Here is a 16169-nt window from a genome sequence, read left to right on the forward strand (position 1 = left end):
GGGTCTCCGGTCAACAGGCCCGCGCGAAGCGGGCAGGGCGAGGCGCGGAACCGAGGGTTCCGCCGGGCTCGCTCAGCCGATCGGAGGTCGGGTGTCGGGCAGGGCCGGGCTTCGGGGCAGGGTGCCAGCAAGCGGAACGGCCTCGAGCGAAGCCGGCAATGGATGCAGGCTGCGCACCAGCCGCAGCGGCGCCGCCGCCGCGTGGTGCAGGCAGTCGCAGCCGCAATAGCCGGATTCTCCGGCACAACAATCGGTCTCGCCGCCATCCGTGGCCGGCGCGGGCCCGTCGAGATCGTGGCAAGGCGCCGCCGACGCGGGCATCTGCGCCGGTTCGGCCGCGAACGCCGCCAGCGGCCCGCCGGCCACGAGGGCCAGGACCAGCAGCAGGTTCATCAGCAGGCGCAGGAACGACATGGCGGCAAGTTTAGCGCGCTTGGGGCAGGGCGGCAGTCTGGGGCTTGCCCCCGTGGCAAGGTCAAGGCCTCCGTCATTGACAGTGCCGTCGCCGGCGGGTCCTACTGGCCACCATGGCGACGGCATCGGGAAAGCAGCCGCACGTGGTGGTGGTGGGCGGCGGATTCGCCGGCCTCTGGGCCGTGCGGGCGCTGGCGCGGGCGCCGGTGCGCATCACACTGGTGGACCGCTGCAACCACCATCTGTTCCAGCCGCTGCTTTACCAGGTGGCCACGGCCGGGCTGTCGGCACCGGACATCGCGGCGCCGCTGCGGCACATCCTGCGCCGCCAGGCCAATGTCGAGGTGCGCCTGGCCGCGGTGGCGGGCGTTGACGCCGATGCCAAGTGCATCCGGCTCGAAGGCGGCGACGCGATCGCGTTCGACTATCTGCTCCTGGCCAGCGGGGCCACCCACGCCTATTTCGGCCACGATGAGTGGGAAGCGCATGCGCCGGGCCTGAAGACCCTGGACGACGCCTTGCACCTGCGTCGGCGCCTGCTGCTGGCCTTCGAACACGCCGAGGCCGAGCCCGACCCGCAGCGGCGCAAGGCCTGGCTCGAGTTCGCCATCATCGGCGGCGGGCCGACGGGCGTGGAGTTGGCGGGCACGCTGGCCGAGATCGCCCGGCACACGCTGCGCCGTGAATTCCGGCGGATCGACCCGGCGCAGGCGCGGGTGCGGCTGGTGGAGGCGGGTCCGCGGGTGCTGCCGTCGTTCCCGGAAACCCTTTCCGCCAAGGCCCGCCGCCAGCTCGAGCGCCTGGGCGTGGAGGTCGTCACCGGCACCCCGGTGACCCGGATTACGGGCGAGGGTTATTGGCTGGGCGAGCAGTTCGTGCCGGCCGGCACCGTGGTCTGGGCGGCGGGCGTTGCGGCCTCGCCGCTGGCGCGCAGCCTGGGCGTACCGCTGGACCGGGCGGGCCGGGTGCGGGTGGCGCCGGATCTTTCCGTGCCGGGCCATCCGGACATCTTCGTCGCGGGCGACCTGGCGGCCGTGAGCCAGGGCAAGCGGGCCGTGCCGGGCGTGGCGCCCGCCGCGAAGCAGATGGGGCGCCATGTTGCCAAGGCGATCGCGGCGCGACTGCGGGGCGCCGAGGCGCCCGCGTTCCGCTACCGTGATTTCGGAAACCTCGCCACGATCGGCCGGATGGCCGCGGTGGTGGATTTCGGGACGCTGCGGTTCTCGGGGCTGCCGGCCTGGTGGTTCTGGCTCGGCGCCCACGTGTTCTTCCTGATCGGTTTCCGCAACCGCCTGGTGGTGCTGCTTAACTGGTTCTGGGCCTACTGGAGCTACCAGCGGGTGTCACAGTCCGCCAAACCGCGGCGCACCGTGACAGCCCCTGGGCAAGTTGCGGAAAGATATAGACATTTCTTCTAACCTTGTCCTCCGGGAACCGGGGGTTGCGGATGGCGTGCGACAGCATTACGGAGCATGCTGGCATCTAACGTCACGGTAAAGCGGATACCGGCCAGCGAACAGCCGGTTGCGCAAGCGGCCTCCACCCGGCGACGCCCGGGGCCGCCAGCGAGCGCGAAACCCCTGCGTGGCGCGGGGTAAACACATTTCGGCAGAACCTCGTCTAACTTTCGCGGGCGAGAAACACCGCTAGCGTCCCTTTACTCACCTCCGCCAGCGCGCCTCGAGCCGCCGGCACGGACGATGCGTCGCCATCCCCGATGGAGCGTGAGCAGCTCAAGGCAGAGCGTCCTTGTGGGACATCCACAGTCTCCAAGCTCCTTGGCATGGAAGCCTCTCATTCAAGGGAGGGCACCCCATGGGCATCTGTTGACCACAAGCCAAATCGTCGCTCCGACCCATGTCGGGGCCGCTCTGTGCCTTGGAGAAATTCCTATGAAAGCAATGCATCAACCCCCGCCGTCCAGAATGGACGGCGCCATTCGATGGTCCGCTCGAGAAATTCCGCTCTCCCATGGGAGACACGTCTGCGGTCGCGTTGCTTGGACGCCACCCACCCAGTCCGTGCCCGTAGAGAGCGATCTCGAGGCGCATGCCATTGCGTTCTTCTCGCGACACGCCGGCCTGGTGGCTATCCACGCCCAGCCGTTCACTCTCCGCTACGCGGATGACCAGGGCGTCCACCGGTACACACCTGACTTCCTGGTGGTCTACGACCGGGTCACCCGCGCCATTGTCCGGTTGGGATTTCGACGGTGGACGGTCGTCGAAATCAAGTCGAAGTCCATGTTGGACCGTGATCCTGACGCTGTGAGCCGCCGCCTGGCGGCTGTTCGCCGGTTGCTCGGCTTCGCCACGGTCGTGCTCACCGAATGTCAGCTTCGGACGGGGAGGGCGCGGCCATGACGCTCGAACTCACCCCAGGCACGACCTGCGTCGCCAATGGCCGGGTCATCCAGATCGACGGGGCCGACTCGCTCACCCACATGCGCGTGCGTGATGTGGCCACGGGGGCGGTCAGTTCCGTCGCGATCGCCCGGATCGAGGCGCTGCCCAAGACTGCGGCTGCCTCGTCCTTCGAAGGAATCCCTGCCGCGGAATGGAAGCGTTGCTGTGACCTCGCCAAGGACCTGACGCCCCTGAACAGCCGGACCACCGTCGCCCGCAGCGAGCTCGAAAAGCTCGCCAAGCGTCACGGCATCAGCGTCAGGCAGCTTCAGAGGGCCCGTGCGACCTTCAGGAAGGACCCACGCGCCAGCGCCTTGGCCCGAAGCCCGGGAGGTCGGCCGCTCGGACTAAATCAGCTGGATCCGGAGGTCGATGCGCTGATCAAGCACGTCATTGCCAAGCACTACCTGCGCCGGGAACGACCGTCCAAGGAATACGTGGTTGTCCGTGCCCGCTCCCTGGCTCGGCGACTCAAGCTCAAGCCGCCGTCCCGATCCGCGGTGCTGACCCGAATCGCCCGTGAAGACGGCTACCAGGCGGACCGCGCCCGGCTGGGTTGCAAGGCGGCCAAGCAACGCTGGGAGGCCCGCACCGGCAAGTTGGAGGCGGAACGGCCCCTGGATCTTCTGGAAATTGACCACACCCCGGCCGACGTCCTCGTCCTGAGCGATGACCGCCTAACCGTGATCGGACGTCCGTGGGTCACCGTGGCCATCGACGTGGCGACCCGCTGCGTCATGGGCATGTACATCTCCATGGATCCCCCTTCCGCGGTTTCTGTCTCCCTGTGCGTGGAGCACACGGTGCTGCCCAAGCCCGAGAACGAGGGCGATCCCGGCATCTGGCCCATGTACGGCAAGCCCAAGAAGATCCTGGTCGACAACGGCAAGGACTTCCGCAGCATGGCGCTGCAGCGTGGCTGCCAGGACCATGGGATCGACCTGGCCTGGCGGCCGGTGCGGACGCCGCACTACGGGGCCCACATCGAGCGCCTGATCGGCACGCTGATGCAGATCGCCCACCTACTGCCGGGCACCACCTTCAGCAACATCCGTGACAAGGGCGACTACGACAGCGCCGGAAAGGCTCGCCTCACCCTGGATGAGTTCCGCCAGTGGATGACGCAGAAAGTCTGCCGGACCTACCACACGCGCAGGCATTCCAGCCTCGGAGTTCCGCCACTGGTGGCCTGGGAGCGGGGCCTGCAGGACGAACAGGGCCAGATGGTCCCGCCGGCGCTGCCGGCGGCCCCGCTGAAGTTCCGGATGGATTTCCTGCCGTACGTGATGCGGCCGGTTCGGCGCACCGGCATCACCTTCGGCGCCAGTCGCTACTGGCACCCGGACCTCAGCCCCCTCATCCGCCAGGACGAGGTCATGGTTCGGTACGACCCCCGCAGCCCCGGTGCCGTTTGGGTCCGTCGTCCCGACGGCATGCTCGTGACGGCGCCGGCGATCGCCGGGCGGGCGGTGGGCGAACCGGGCAGCCGACGTGCCCTCGATGCCGAGGCCCAGGCCCGGATGGACGCGATGACGGACGAGGGCTTCGAGAAGACCGACCAGATTGAAGCGGCCGCCCAGGCGCAGACCCGTCAGGCCCGTCATCCGTCGCGTCGCCCGCGGACCCAACGCTCCTCGCCGCGATCTGCGGCCGCCAGTGCGGCTGCCGTGAACCCCACCGATCTCAGCGCCCTGCCGGCGAAAACCCCGTCGGCCCGTGCGCCCATCCCTGTTGAAGAATGGACCTAAGGAGCTTGTCATGACCGACTATTCCCACCTCGACCCCAAGACCCAGGCCTGGCTCGAACTGCCGGATCTGGAGCGTGCCAACCGGATGCTCATCGACCGCTTCATCACCCACGAACGGCTGCAGCCGATCATGGATCACATCGATTTCCTTCGCTTCAGTCCGCCCAAGTCCCGGGCCAGCGGACTGGTGGTCTCGGGACTTCCCGGCTCGGGCAAGACCATGATCGCCCGTGCCATCGAACGCAGGTACCCGCCGATTGCCGCCGAAGGAAGCAAGGCGGCCAGCCTGCCGGTCCTGACGATCGAAATGACGGGTGCCCGTGAGGCCCGGGCGCTCTACGACCGGATCCTGACCGAACTGGGGGTGCCTGATCCGAAGCGCTACGTGGGCAGCGACCGCGAACGCATGGTCCTCAAGCTGTGCCGGGCGGCCAATCTGCGCTTGCTTGTGGTCGACGAAATTCAGGACATCCTGACCTCGACGGCGCGGCAGCAGCGCATTGCCCTGGATACGATCAAGTTCCTGATGAACCAGCTGTCGATGCCGGTGTTGGCGCTGGGAACGGCCCAAGCACCGGACGCGATGCAGGTCGACGAGCATCTCAATGCCCGCTTCACCTACCGCAGCCTGCCGGTCTGGAAGCAGGACACTTACCTGGTGAACTTCCTAGATGCTCTGGAGCGCGTGCTGCCCCTCAAGCAGCCCTCGCAGCTCTCGTCGCTGCCGATCACGACCGCGCTGCTTCGGCTGTCTGACGGCGTCCTCGATCCCATGATGCGACTGATTACCTATGCGGCAGCCCATGCGGTCGAGTCTGGGACGGAGCAGATCACGCCCCAGCTGCTGGAGCGGGCGAGGGTGGAAATGCCCACGGCCGCTGTCAGGCTAGCGCGGGAACGCGCGAACGAACCGGCCAAGGCCGCGTGAGCATGGAACAAGCCACTCCCCGCTGGTGGGTCTCACCGCCCGGGCCCGACGAGTCACTGCGCTCGTGCCTGGCCCGGGCGGCCACCCTGTACGAGAGTGAGCCCGGCGAACTGTGGTCGCAGCTCCATGCCGGTGCCCAGCAACCGGCGGGGACCGTGGATGACCCATCGTGTCCCGCGCTGCAGCGCCTGGGGCTGGCCCTCGGGGTGCCAGCCCCTTCGCTGCGGCCGCATCGGTTGCCGGATTCGCCAGCGCTCTTGGCACCCCAAGCTCGAATGGCGATTTGCCCGGCTTGCTGGGCTGAGGACGACGCCGCGGGCCGGCCTCGCGGCTACCGTCGCAGCTGGTCGCATGTCCTTCGCACCATCTGCCCGGTTCACCACGCCCCCTTGATTCTCCCGCGGGACCGGCTCAATCCTGACCTGGCATCTGCACTGGGAGTGCAGGCGGCTCTCGATGACCATGATCGTGAAATTCTGGAGCTGATCGAGCGGTTTGGTGCAGCGCTCGAGGCCAGCCTGTTTGAGAGCACCCTCTGGCCGGCAGACTGGCAGGGGAGCCCGCGGTCCGCGCGTGAATGGCTCACCCGTGTGACTTTCGACCCCGGTGCCACCAGGGGGCCGCCGCTCATCGCCAACGTATCGGCACCCCCAGCCTTGGCGGGATTCATCCGAGGCCCCCGTCATTACCGGGAGTTGAGAGGCGCGGACGGTTGGGAGGCCTTCCGGCACCTGGTGGACCCCTGTGAACGTCGCGCCGCAATATGGCTCGTGGCCTGGCAAATGATGCCGGCGGTCCCCGTCAGCTACTCACCCGGCTGGATCGACATCCCCGGACTACTTTGAACGGATATCCAGGTTCTAGTGCAGGTTCAAAGCCACACACATTGAGCTGGAAACTCGCCGCTTTGTGGGATCGAACGCGGACGGGATCGGAAAATGGAGGGCAGGTAAGGTCGATCTTACGCCGAACCCTAAATGACCCCGCTACTCAAAGAGGGGGACGTCGATGGATTATGGCCTCTGGGCTGTCTAGGAAAGTCTGGGCGGTCCACCTTGCTGCTGACCTACAGTCAGGCGACCCTGGCCGCCCGAAGCAAGGCGAGAAAGGCGCTCGGCCTCAAGTAGGGGAAGCGCTGCGACCAGGCATTAGGGATTTGAGGACATCAGCGATTTTGCCGCGTGTCGCCTACCGGCTTCGGTAATGCAAACGGGTCAGTCGGTGTCCGACTCCCAGGGGGGCCAAACACGCAGGTGGCGCGGCAGGATGAGCAGGGACATCACGCTATCGTACTGGTCGGCCGTGATCTTGAGCTCTCGCAGGGAGGACCCCGCCTCCGCATGTGCAAACCAAGTGCGGGCATCTACCGTACGCCCGGCACGATCCACCGCTACTTGATCATCGGACGCTAGCGCTCCGGGGGGTACTTCGACTGGGCGGCCGCGTGTGCGGAAAAATGCGCCGGCACGCATCGCCAATTTGCTGGCATGCGACCAACGCATGAACCCGTCGCGCGACACGACCAGGACGGCGTTTTCATCGGTGAAATCCAGCCACTTCAACGTCGTTGCCGTCAGGGACGTGCCATAGCGATCTGCGCACGCGCCCAGCAAGGCGAAGTCCACTTTGGCGTTGACCTGCTGGCGGAAGTCGTCCAGCGGCATCAACAACGTCGACGCGAAAAGGTCCGCCTGAGCCTCGATATTCTTCTCGTCATCCGACCAGTCGAGCATGTCCTGCTCGGTGCACTCAAAGGATGCCCGGCCGCGGCGGTGCAACAGGTAGTGCCCCAGTTCATGGGCTTGGGTAAACCGAATCCGCCCGGGCGAGGTCAGCCGATCGTTGAACAGCAGATACCACTCGCGACGATCGTCGCCGGGATACAGGGCCCCCTCAAAGCGGGGGATGTTTGCCGCGTGGACCTGGGTGATGGGGTCGTCCCAGTGAAAGATCGAGGCGGCCTCCCGGGCCAGCTCCGGCACCGCCACCGGAAAACGATCCAAGCCATGCGCAGCGGCGAACGCGTTGACGACCTTCGTGAGGCGATACGCGGCCTTGGACGGCGTCCAGATCTCCGGTGTCACGCGTCTTTCCGGAAGGACTCGACGATGCGCCGGATGGTTTCTTTGTCTTCCGGCTGCAGGTTGGAATAGCTTCGGAAGAACGCATCTTCGACGTGCCGCTGCTCGGGCTCGTCGACCGTGTCATCGAGCAGGAAGTCGGTGGTGACGCCAAGAATCGACGCCAGCGCCGCGAGCTTCTCCGCCGAGGGGCGCGGGGAGTCCCGGTTTTCCAGCTCCCACAAGTAGCTCTTGCTCATGCCCGCCGTCGCCGCGAGCTTGTCCAGGGTCATGCTGCCGTTCTTCTTGCGCAGCGCTCTGAGCTTGTCGCCTAGCTTTGTCGCCATAACAGGATGTGGCCTTTGTGTCAAGTAACATCAGCTACCACTATACCGAACAAAATGTTTGACATGCACGCAAATCCTGTTCAAGCTGGGCGCAAGTTCGGTACAGCGAACGATATATGCTGGCAAAGACGCATTCTGCCGCCAGTGGTTTCGGTCCGAGATCCAAGGAGTTCCCCATGAACAAGCCCCAAGATCCCCCCGGCCAGGGTCCCGGCCACCAGCACGGCGAACCGGTCACCATCAGCGTAGACGGCGTCGACCGCACCATCGCCGATGGCGTCTACAAGGTCAGCGCGCTCAAGCACCAGTTTGGCATCCCGCTGGACTACGAGCTCGACCAGGTCGTGGATGGCGTGTTCACGGCCCTCAACGACGCCCGGTCCCTGCACATCCGCGGCGGCGAGGTGCTGGTGAGCCATGTCCGCCAGGGCGGCTCCTCGTGAGCGCGGACGAGGACTTGCTGGCCAGCGCCCGGCGCATCAACCCGGGCGCCCAGCTCGTGAAGGAAGGCGGGCACCGCTTTGTGTACCTGCCCGCCCAGCCGGTGGACACCGGCGAGCGGCGGCGCGTGCTGGACGCCCTGCTGTGTCCGGGCCCGCATTCGGGGTACGCGACCCGGTTGTTTCTCGCCGAGCCGATCCCCGAGCGTGATCGCATCCAAGGCCAGGCTGCCAATTGGACCGTGCACTCGATCCTGGGCCGGGCTTGGCACTCGTGGTCCTGGCAGAACGTCCAGGCCAGCCTTCCGCTGCACCAGATGCTGCTCGCCCACCTGCACGCGCTGCGATGAACTACCAGTTTCGGATCGCCGAAGGTCTTCTGGCGGCCGTACACGCCGACCTGTCCCGCCCCCACGCCCATGCCTATGAGCGTGTGGGCTTCATCCATTGCCGCTTCGGCGCCGGCCCGCACCGCAGCGTAATCCTCGCCCAGGACTACGCGTCGGTGGCGGATGCCGACTACCTTGAAAGCGAGGAGATGGGCGCCGTCATGGGCCCGACGGCCATCCGACTGGCGCTGCAGGCCGTCTATCGGCACCAGGGGCCGGTGTTCCACGTGCACCGCCACGACCATGACGGCATTCCCGGCTTCAGTCGGGTGGACCTGCGTGAGAGCGCCAAGTTCGTTCCCGACTTTTGGAAGGTCGCGCCGAAGATGCCGCACGGCACGCTGGTGCTGAGCCACGACGCGGCGACCGGGCGGGTGTGGTGTCCCCGTGACCGCGAAGCACGGCCGCTGACCTCCATCGTGTCGGTCGGCACCCGACTGACCCGCCTAGGAGCGGCCCATGACTGAGCGCCACGTCCGCCAGAGCTTTCTCGGCCCGCATTCCGAAGAAATCTTGGCCCACACCGAGGTCACGATCGTGGGGCTATGCGGTGGCGGCTCGCATCTGGCCCAACAGCTGGCTCATATCGGCGTCGGCCGCTTCAATTTGGTGGATTTTGATCGGGCTGATGTCAGCAACAGCAATCGGATGGTCGGCCTCGATGCCGCGGCGGCTGCGCGCAAGGACCGCAAGGTCGACGTGATCCGCGAGCGCATCCTCGCGATCCAGCCGGGCGCACAGGTGGCGATCTTCGCCGCCCCTTGGCAGGAGGTGAGCGACGCGTTGAAGTTCAGCGACGTGATCTTTGGCGCCGTCGACAGTTACCGCGCCCGCGACGAGCTCGAACGTTTTGCTCGTCGCTACCTGATTCCCTACCTCGACCTGGGCATGGATGTGCACGGCGACCAAGCGCCCTACACGATCACGGGCCAAGTAATTTTGTCCGTACCCGAGGGTCCCTGCCTGCGTTGCTTCGGCTTTATCACCGAGCACCGCCTGACCGAAGAAGCGCAGCGCTATGGCGCCGCCGGCGGTCGACCCCAAGTCATCTGGCCCAACGGCACCTTGGCATCGACGGCCGTCGCAAAGTTCATGCAACTTGTCACGCCGTGGTCGCTCGATCGACCGGCGTTCTATACCGAGTACGACGGCAACCGATTGACCCTGATGCCCAGCCGCAAGCTACAAGCACTTCAGGGGCACCGCTGCCCTCACTTCGATGGTCCCCTCGCGCTGGGCGATGTCGTCTGGGGCCAGGCCGATCGTCCCGTACCCGCGTCCACGCCTTGATCCTCTCACTGCAGCCAGGAGCTGATGCCATGCCACGCTTCACCGTTCGTGTCGAACTTCACGGCGCCGATACTTGGGCGCACTACGAAAAGCTGTACGAGTACATGGCGCACCAAGGATTCACCGATACCCTCGTGACCGAGCAGGGGCGAGTCAAAATGCCGCCCGCCGAATACAACTACGAAGGCACCGCGACGCGTGCCGAGGTGCTGGCCAAGGCGCAGGTGGCCGCGGGCCGCGTGGTCACGTCCTACGCGGTGCTGGTCACCGAGTCTGCGGGGCGCACGTGGTCTGGGCTCGAGAAAGCGTAGCGCTGCCCATTGGGCCTACGTCTGCCGAGCTTACAAGTAGCCGGTCCCGCCCGGCGCCAGACGGCGGCTGGTTTGCCGTTCGCCGATCTGGGGCCGCTGGGGCGCGCTAGCGCTTTCCCTTCTGCGTCAGGACGCTGCCCGCCAGAGATTTCGTCGTCTTGCTGGTGCGTCCATCGGTGAGCGCCTTGGCGGCCTTGGTCGCTGTCGCCGGCGAACTTTGCTTGCTGGTCTTGGCCTGGGCCAGCGCGCTACCGGCCAACGATTTGGCGGTCGGACTGGCGGCGGGACTGCCCAGCACCTTGGCCGCGGTTTTGGTGACCTTGGGGCCTGACTGTTCCTTCTTGGACATGAGCGTGGTTCCTTCGGCTGGCCCAAGGAGACGCTCCGCACTGGAGGGGCCAGGCGCCGGTGCGGAGGCATTGCCGTCCATCAAGACTAGCGCAGTCGGGGCATCACCGCGCCAGCGGCGTCCCCATCTCAACTTCCAGCGCAAATCCGGCGTCCAGCGCCTGGCGCTGCACACCGGTCGCTGCCGCAGGCACGGTGGCGTGCAAGGTCACGGCCTCGTTGGACTGCGCCGTCAGGGGCGTGCAGCCGCGGGCATCGGCGGCGCCCTGGCCAGTCTGCACGGCGTGTTGCACCAGATGGACCTGGACGCCCGCGGGATCGCGTTGCACTTGCACGTGCCAACCGGCGAACAGGCTCACCGAAGTCAGCGTTTGTTGGGTCGCCGTGCACGTGCGCACCGGGTAGCCGTTGTCTGTGCCGACGCGCAGGTGGGCGGGAGCCTCGGTGACGTACAGGGTTTCGGCCAGGATCACCTCGTCGTTCTGGGTCAACACAAGGCGCATCGGCGTCATGTCGCCGATGTCATCCGCGGCAAGGGCAGGGTTGGTCAGGCTCAGGACGCCCAAAAGGGCGAGGGTGCGCAATGGCATGGGATCACCTCTGTCGTAGGGACTGTCAGGGCTCAGGATGAGCCACGTGTCGCGGTCGGCGCCGAGGCCGGCCGTTCAAAAGGCCAACGCAGTTGCGCGCCATAAGCGGTCGGGAAGGTCCGGTCCCGCAGGCCGACTTCGCCGGCGACCACCCCGTTGGGTCGATCGTGGAACGTGCGACCCAGATGGTCCCACAGCATCCAGAACTCCCCGAAGTTGACCTGCGCGTCTTCGTACTCGCGCTTGTGGTGCCAACGATGGATCTCGGCCACCCCCAGCACGTAACGCAAAGGTCCCATGCGGTAGTCGAGGTTGGCGTGCTGGAATGCCAGGTGCACGGCGAGCAGCGTGAGCCAGGCGCTGACGATGACCGGGGGCGCGCCCAAGGCGACGACCACCAGCAGGCCGGGGCTGGCCAGCAGCATGGCGCTCAGGGGATGACGCCGCTCGCCGTTGAGCCAGTACAGCCGTTCAGAGCTGTGGTGTGGGGCGTGCAGGCGCCACAGCCACCCGACGTGGTGACTCGCCCGATGCATCAGGTACAGCCCCAGGTCCATGACCGCGCCGGCGAGCAGCACCTGCGCCCACGCCGGCCACGCGTCCGGCCAGACCGAGGGCAGGTCCACGCGCAGCGCATTGAGCGCGAACGCGGTGCCGGCCAGCACGGCCAGATTCACGAGCGCATGGGCGATGTCGGTGGCGAGATCGTCGTGGTCCTCCAGCCAGGCGCGCTGGTAGGGGATCACCCACTCCAGGGCGGCCACGACCGTCATTGCCACCAGGGCGACGGCCGCCAGCCCGGGCCATTGCCAGGCCGGGCGCGCCACGATCTCCAGCACCGCCCAAAAACTCAGCCCAAACACGACCGGATAGGCCGTCACGCGTAGCAGGGACCGGATCATTGTTGCTCCTTTCACAAAAGTCCTGCGCCCAGCGGGGGGAACCACCGGGTGCCCGGCTTGAACAATTCGGCAGTCGCCGCGTCAGGCACGGGGTGGTCGGGTGGCCACCAGGAAATCGATACTGCCCAGCGGCACCGGCAGCGGGGACAGCGACTGCACATCGACGAAGCCGCCATCGACCAGGAAGGAAGTCAGCGTGCCGGCGGCGTGGTCACGCGTATTGGAGTAGCCATCGAGCAGGCGGACGAGATGGAACATCCCACGGCGCCAGCCCGCTTTGGCGCGCCCGAAATCCGCGATCACCAGGCGCCCGCCCGGGCGCAGGACTCGTCGTAGTTCCTGCACCGCGCGGTGCTTGGCGTGAGGCTGAAGGTGATGGAAGAACAGCGTGGACACCGCGAGGTCGAAACGGGCGTCGGGCAGCGGCAAGGCATCGCTCCACCCGGGCAGCAGCCGGGCCTGGGCACCCGCGGCCTCGATTTTGGCCGCGGCCAACGCCAGGATCGCCGGGTCGGCGTCGATGCCGGTGAGCGTGGCCGCCGGCGCTGCGTTGGCCAGGGCCAGCAGCAAGGTGCCGGTGCCGCAGCCCAGGTCGAGCACGCGCTCGCCGGGGCGAGGCGCCGCCAGTGCGACGACGCGGTCCTTCATGTCCGCCTCGCGAGTACTCCAGGCGACCGTGCGGTCGTACCACGGGGTCAGCGCGGCAAAGCGCAACGCCGGAATGAAGTCAGTGGCCATCGGACGCTCCCGGCGGGTCGGGGGTCTCGGTCAGGATCAGTCCAGCGAGCAGCGCCATCAGCAGGAGCGGGTGCAGCAGCAGCAAATGAAGCAGGCTGCGCTCGATCAGGAACCCATCGATCAGCAAGACGAGGGCCGCCACGGCCAGCAGACCGCGCACGGGGCGACGCTGGCGGTGGATGAAGCGAGTCAGGGTGCGGGCCCAGGCCGCCATGAGGTTCTCCAGGAAGGGGCGTCCCATGCGCCCATGACCGACATCATCGACGTGGCGCAGTCGGGCGGCTTGAACAAACCGGCTGACCTGGGGGCTTCAGCCACCTTGCCGCAGCGCGTGGATCACATCGCTCGGGGCCACCCCGAAGTGCCGCTGCATGGTCCGGGTCAGATGGGCGGCATCGGCGAATCCGGCGTCCTGGGCCGCTCGCGTCAGGCTCTCGCCCCTGGCCGCCAGCGTCAGGGCCTGCCGCAGGCGGAGCCAGCGCAGATAGGGCCGCAGCGGCATGCCAATCAGTTCCCGCACGCGATGTCGGAAGCGGCTGGGGGAGATAGCGGCCTCCGCGGCCAAGCTCGTCAACGTGCCCTCCCATGTCGTCCGGGTAACCAAGGAGTCCAGCACGCGCTGGACGCGGTCATCGGAGCCCTCCGCGGGGGGAACCGCCGGTAGGTCCTGACCCAAGGCCGCCAGCACGGGCCCCAAGGCCAGACGGGAAGGATGCGGCCAGGCGTCGAGCACCGCGTGTCGTTCTGCCGAGGTCAAGCCCCGGGCGCCGGCCACGCAGGTGGGTGACAACAGGCGGCCAGCCTGCGATTCCCGGTCCAAATACAGCAACCGCGCCGGTCCGGGGTGGAGTCGATGCACGACGTCCGCGTCGAGCAGCACCGCGGGTGCCTGGACCTCGCCCCGGCCACGGATCCAGACAACGACGTCTGCGGCCTCGCCGACCACCAACTGAAGCGCGTGGTGGGCATGGTCCCGGTTGTCGCCCACGGCGCCGGCGAACGTTGCCCAACCTGCGCCCATCAAGGCGCCGCCACGCCAGGGGGTGCGCGGCCGCCGGCGATCCAACGGGGTCAGGTCCGCGCTCAACCCGGACCCCGCAATGGGCGGGCGAGGGCATCGAGCGGGCGCAGTCCTTGCCCGAACCGCGCCATGGATTCGCGGTGCTCGGCCAGATCGCTGTAGGCGAGAAAGCGCAGGTCCAGGTCCAGCACGCGCTGGAACGCGGGCCGGGCGAACTGCGCCCGGGCATCGGCCTCGCGCCGGTCTGGCGCCACCAGGAAGTAGCGCCCGGCCAGGCCATCGGTCGCGCCCAGGGCGAGATCGAGCATGCGCACGATGCCCGAGTACAGACTGGTGCTGTGCTCGACCTCGAACGCGGCGGCCACCCGCCCCTCGGGCTCGATCCACAACACATCGATCAGCCGGATCGTGTCCACGGCCAAGGAGGCCTCCAGTGCCGCCGGCAGGCTCTCGAGGCACCCCTCGGCCAACCGGCCGCCGTTGTAGGCGCGCCCGCGATCATTGCTGGCGACCCACACCTGATAGCCCAGGGCCCGACCCAGGTCCCGCAGCCACCCCTGGACCTGGGTATGCGAGCGATCCTCGGCCGCCTCGGCGGCACGGCGCCGCTCGGCCGCGGCATCGCTGCGGACACGGGCCAGATCGGCTGCCCACGCCGCCGCGTTGACCTCGGCGGTCGGCAGCGGCAGCCGGCCCGAGCCCACGTCAAACAGGAACCCGGCAATCGCGCCCAGATCATTCGACAGCCGCGTCCGGTAGCGCTGGTTCAGTGCGAGCACGCCGCGGCGCATGGCGAGGTACTCGTCCCAGCGGCCCAGCTTGACCCGCGCCCCGGTCACGGCGTTGTAGCCCTTGACGATCGCGGTGTTGAACGGGGTGACCAAGGTCGGGTGCAGGAAGTAGAGCAGGTTGGCGGCCGCCGGGCCCAGACCCTTGATTCGGCAATCGTCCAGCGCCTGGATCGCCCACAGCACGCCGGCCTCGTCGTCGCAGCAATCGCAGGCGTGCAGGAAACGACCGAACGTGCGCTGGTTGTCGGGACTCTCGTAGATGTCGGGGATCCGCAGCTTGGGCTTCCATAAGAAGGCGTGATCGGCGCCCTTGAAGATCTGACGCTGCTCGGCGACGGCCGAGACCACGGTCTCCAACGTGGAGCCGCGGTAGGCGGTGCCGAACGTACCGGCCTCGATCTCCTGCACGACCGCCTGCAGGCCCCGCCGGATCGAGCGGAAGTTTTTGATCCGCTCCTCCCACAGAAACCAGGTGCGATAGGTCCCGCCCGGATCCTGGCGCCAATGCTCCAGGGCCAAGGTCAGGTCGGGCATCACCAGGGCCTGCGTCACGGACGCCTCATGGCGCCGCGGGCTTTGGCGCACGCGAGGAGCTGTGCATCGCGCGGATCTTCCAGGCTCCCTCCCGCCGCTCGAGCACCGTCGTGGCCACGCCCTGACGCACCATGGGGTCTGCGCGATCGGGCAGCACGATCGTGTAGCGGTAGGTCTCCGTGGCCCAGGCGATGTCGCCGGCCTGCTCGACCGTCACGGCATAGTCGTCGAAGGTGAAACGTTGGATATGGCCCAGTTCCGGGCCAATGTGATGCGTGACGTAATCGGCATAGGAGCCTTCGACCTTGCCCGATTCAATCACTTCGTTGCGCTCGGCAAACAGGGCGTCCACCCCCGTCAGGTCTCGGCGCTCGAGCGCCGTCTTGTAAGTCGCCAGCACCGCCTTGATCGCGGCGGTGTCGTCCGAGGCTGCGGCGGCGGGGGCCGCCATCGTCGCACCGGCCAGCAGCAGGGCCGCCAGGCCCGTCCAGAATCGTGTCATTGCGCTCTCCTTGCCTCCAGTGGCCGGGGCGGCCAAGGCCGCCCCGGGCGAAACCTCACATGCCGTTGCCTTTGGCGAACTCGGCGGCCGAGAGGGTGCCGTTCTTGTCGGTGTCGAGCATGTCGAAGTGCGCAGCGAGCTTGTGTTCCTTGGGCAGTTCCGTGCGGCTGAGCTGACCATTCTTGTCGGCGTCGAGCTTGGCGAACTCTTCCGCGGACATGGCGGCCATGTCGTGCGGCTGGGGCCGGCCGTTCTTGGCGGCCATGTGGTCGTGACCCTTGTCGTCGGCCCAAGCGAGCGGAGCGGCGATGAGCAGGGCGACAGCGAGCGGAAGCAGACGTTTCATGGGGAAATCTCTTTGGGGGGACAAAAGAAGCGAACCGGTGGTTGTCCCAACCCCCACCGGTCCGG

General features: G+C 67.4%; 21 protein-coding genes. 9 read left to right on the forward strand and 12 right to left on the reverse strand.

Translation table 11 applies throughout. The features are described from left to right. Window positions 1–72 precede the first annotated feature (72 nt). A complete protein-coding gene (locus ABS41_RS06100) occupies window positions 73–414 on the reverse strand; it encodes a hypothetical protein (RefSeq protein ID WP_290591948.1) in 342 nt (113 codons plus the stop codon). 113 nt (window positions 415–527) lie between these two features. Between ABS41_RS06100 and ABS41_RS06105 the strand changes: the two genes are divergently transcribed. From ABS41_RS06105 to ABS41_RS06120, 4 genes are all read left to right on the forward strand, one after another. Next, window positions 528–1832 carry an NAD(P)/FAD-dependent oxidoreductase gene (locus ABS41_RS06105; RefSeq protein ID WP_290591950.1) on the forward strand — a complete coding sequence of 435 codons (1305 nt, stop codon included), beginning with the start codon at window positions 528–530 and terminating at the stop codon, window positions 1830–1832. Between the two features lie 603 nt (window positions 1833–2435). Next, window positions 2436–2777, forward strand: a complete 342-nt coding sequence (locus tag ABS41_RS06110) for a TnsA endonuclease N-terminal domain-containing protein (RefSeq protein ID WP_290591952.1) — start codon at window positions 2436–2438, stop codon at window positions 2775–2777. Then, window positions 2774–4567 carry a Mu transposase C-terminal domain-containing protein gene (locus tag ABS41_RS06115; RefSeq protein WP_290591954.1) on the forward strand — a complete coding sequence of 598 codons (1794 nt, stop codon included), beginning with the start codon at window positions 2774–2776 and terminating at the stop codon, window positions 4565–4567. Before ABS41_RS06110 ends, ABS41_RS06115 begins: the two co-directional genes overlap by 4 nt. A 10-nt stretch (window positions 4568–4577) precedes the next feature. Beyond that, window positions 4578–5495 carry a TniB family NTP-binding protein gene (locus tag ABS41_RS06120; RefSeq protein WP_290591957.1) on the forward strand — a complete coding sequence of 306 codons (918 nt, stop codon included), beginning with the start codon at window positions 4578–4580 and terminating at the stop codon, window positions 5493–5495. Between the two features lie 1214 nt (window positions 5496–6709). Here ABS41_RS06120 and ABS41_RS06125 read toward each other — a convergent pair. After that, window positions 6710–7579 (reverse strand): ImmA/IrrE family metallo-endopeptidase, encoded by an 870-nt coding sequence (locus tag ABS41_RS06125; protein WP_290591959.1) that lies wholly within the window; start codon window positions 7577–7579, stop codon window positions 6710–6712. Then, the gene (locus ABS41_RS06130; RefSeq protein ID WP_290591961.1) at window positions 7576–7902 is read right to left on the reverse strand and encodes a helix-turn-helix transcriptional regulator; all 327 of its coding nucleotides are present in this window, start codon (window positions 7900–7902) and stop codon (window positions 7576–7578) included. Before ABS41_RS06130 ends, ABS41_RS06125 begins: the two co-directional genes overlap by 4 nt. A gap of 176 nt (window positions 7903–8078) precedes the next feature. Here ABS41_RS06130 and ABS41_RS06135 point away from each other — a divergent pair, with 176 nt between their 5' ends. Genes ABS41_RS06135 through ABS41_RS06155 form a run of 5 tightly spaced genes read left to right on the forward strand, consistent with a single transcriptional unit; the run spans window position 8079 to window position 10332 of the window. Continuing rightward, a complete protein-coding gene (locus tag ABS41_RS06135) occupies window positions 8079–8345 on the forward strand; it encodes a hypothetical protein (RefSeq protein ID WP_290591963.1) in 267 nt (88 codons plus the stop codon). Further along, window positions 8342–8692, forward strand: coding sequence for a hypothetical protein (locus ABS41_RS06140; protein WP_290591966.1), 351 nt, complete (start codon window positions 8342–8344; stop codon window positions 8690–8692). The genes ABS41_RS06135 and ABS41_RS06140 overlap by 4 nt, the downstream gene beginning before the upstream one ends. Then, window positions 8689–9198 carry a hypothetical protein gene (locus ABS41_RS06145; RefSeq protein WP_290591968.1) on the forward strand — a complete coding sequence of 170 codons (510 nt, stop codon included), beginning with the start codon at window positions 8689–8691 and terminating at the stop codon, window positions 9196–9198. Before ABS41_RS06140 ends, ABS41_RS06145 begins: the two co-directional genes overlap by 4 nt. Beyond that, a complete protein-coding gene (locus ABS41_RS06150; protein WP_290591970.1) occupies window positions 9191–10021 on the forward strand; it encodes a ThiF family adenylyltransferase in 831 nt (276 codons plus the stop codon). Before ABS41_RS06145 ends, ABS41_RS06150 begins: the two co-directional genes overlap by 8 nt. Window positions 10022–10050: 29 nt before the next feature. After that, window positions 10051–10332, forward strand: coding sequence for a hypothetical protein (locus ABS41_RS06155; protein WP_043799431.1), 282 nt, complete (start codon window positions 10051–10053; stop codon window positions 10330–10332). Window positions 10333–10438: 106 nt separating this feature from the next. Here ABS41_RS06155 and ABS41_RS06160 read toward each other — a convergent pair whose 3' ends face one another. The 9 genes from ABS41_RS06160 to ABS41_RS06200 form a co-directional block, all read right to left on the reverse strand. After that, window positions 10439–10681, reverse strand: coding sequence for a hypothetical protein (locus ABS41_RS06160; protein WP_043799434.1), 243 nt, complete (start codon window positions 10679–10681; stop codon window positions 10439–10441). 103 nt (window positions 10682–10784) lie between these two features. Beyond that, window positions 10785–11270, reverse strand: a complete 486-nt coding sequence (locus ABS41_RS06165) for a hypothetical protein (RefSeq protein ID WP_290591974.1) — start codon at window positions 11268–11270, stop codon at window positions 10785–10787. A 32-nt stretch (window positions 11271–11302) separates the two neighbouring features. After that, entirely contained in the window at window positions 11303–12172 is an 870-nt protein-coding gene (locus ABS41_RS06170) for a sterol desaturase family protein (protein ID WP_290591976.1), read from the reverse strand. A gap of 81 nt (window positions 12173–12253) precedes the next feature. Continuing rightward, complete coding sequence (locus tag ABS41_RS06175; RefSeq protein WP_290591978.1) at window positions 12254–12910, reverse strand: methyltransferase domain-containing protein; 657 nt, start codon at window positions 12908–12910, stop codon at window positions 12254–12256. Then, window positions 12900–13151: a hypothetical protein gene (locus ABS41_RS06180; protein WP_290591980.1), complete on the reverse strand. Its 252-nt coding sequence runs from the start codon at window positions 13149–13151 to the stop codon at window positions 12900–12902. The genes ABS41_RS06175 and ABS41_RS06180 overlap by 11 nt, the downstream gene beginning before the upstream one ends. 69 nt (window positions 13152–13220) lie before the next feature. Beyond that, entirely contained in the window at window positions 13221–13997 is a 777-nt protein-coding gene (locus ABS41_RS06185; RefSeq protein WP_290591982.1) for a helix-turn-helix transcriptional regulator, read from the reverse strand. Continuing rightward, window positions 13994–15274: a type II restriction endonuclease gene (locus tag ABS41_RS06190; protein ID WP_290591984.1), complete on the reverse strand. Its 1281-nt coding sequence runs from the start codon at window positions 15272–15274 to the stop codon at window positions 13994–13996. The genes ABS41_RS06185 and ABS41_RS06190 overlap by 4 nt, the downstream gene beginning before the upstream one ends. Before the next feature lie 7 nt (window positions 15275–15281). Continuing rightward, complete coding sequence (locus ABS41_RS06195; RefSeq protein WP_043799448.1) at window positions 15282–15758, reverse strand: SgcJ/EcaC family oxidoreductase; 477 nt, start codon at window positions 15756–15758, stop codon at window positions 15282–15284. 55 nt (window positions 15759–15813) lie between these two features. Then, window positions 15814–16104 (reverse strand): EF-hand domain-containing protein, encoded by a 291-nt coding sequence (locus ABS41_RS06200; protein ID WP_290591987.1) that lies wholly within the window; start codon window positions 16102–16104, stop codon window positions 15814–15816. Window positions 16105–16169 lie beyond the last annotated feature (65 nt).

The sequence above is a fragment of the Arenimonas sp. SCN 70-307 genome, assembly GCF_001724815.1.
In the GTDB taxonomy this organism is placed as follows: domain Bacteria; phylum Pseudomonadota; class Gammaproteobacteria; order Xanthomonadales; family Xanthomonadaceae; genus Arenimonas.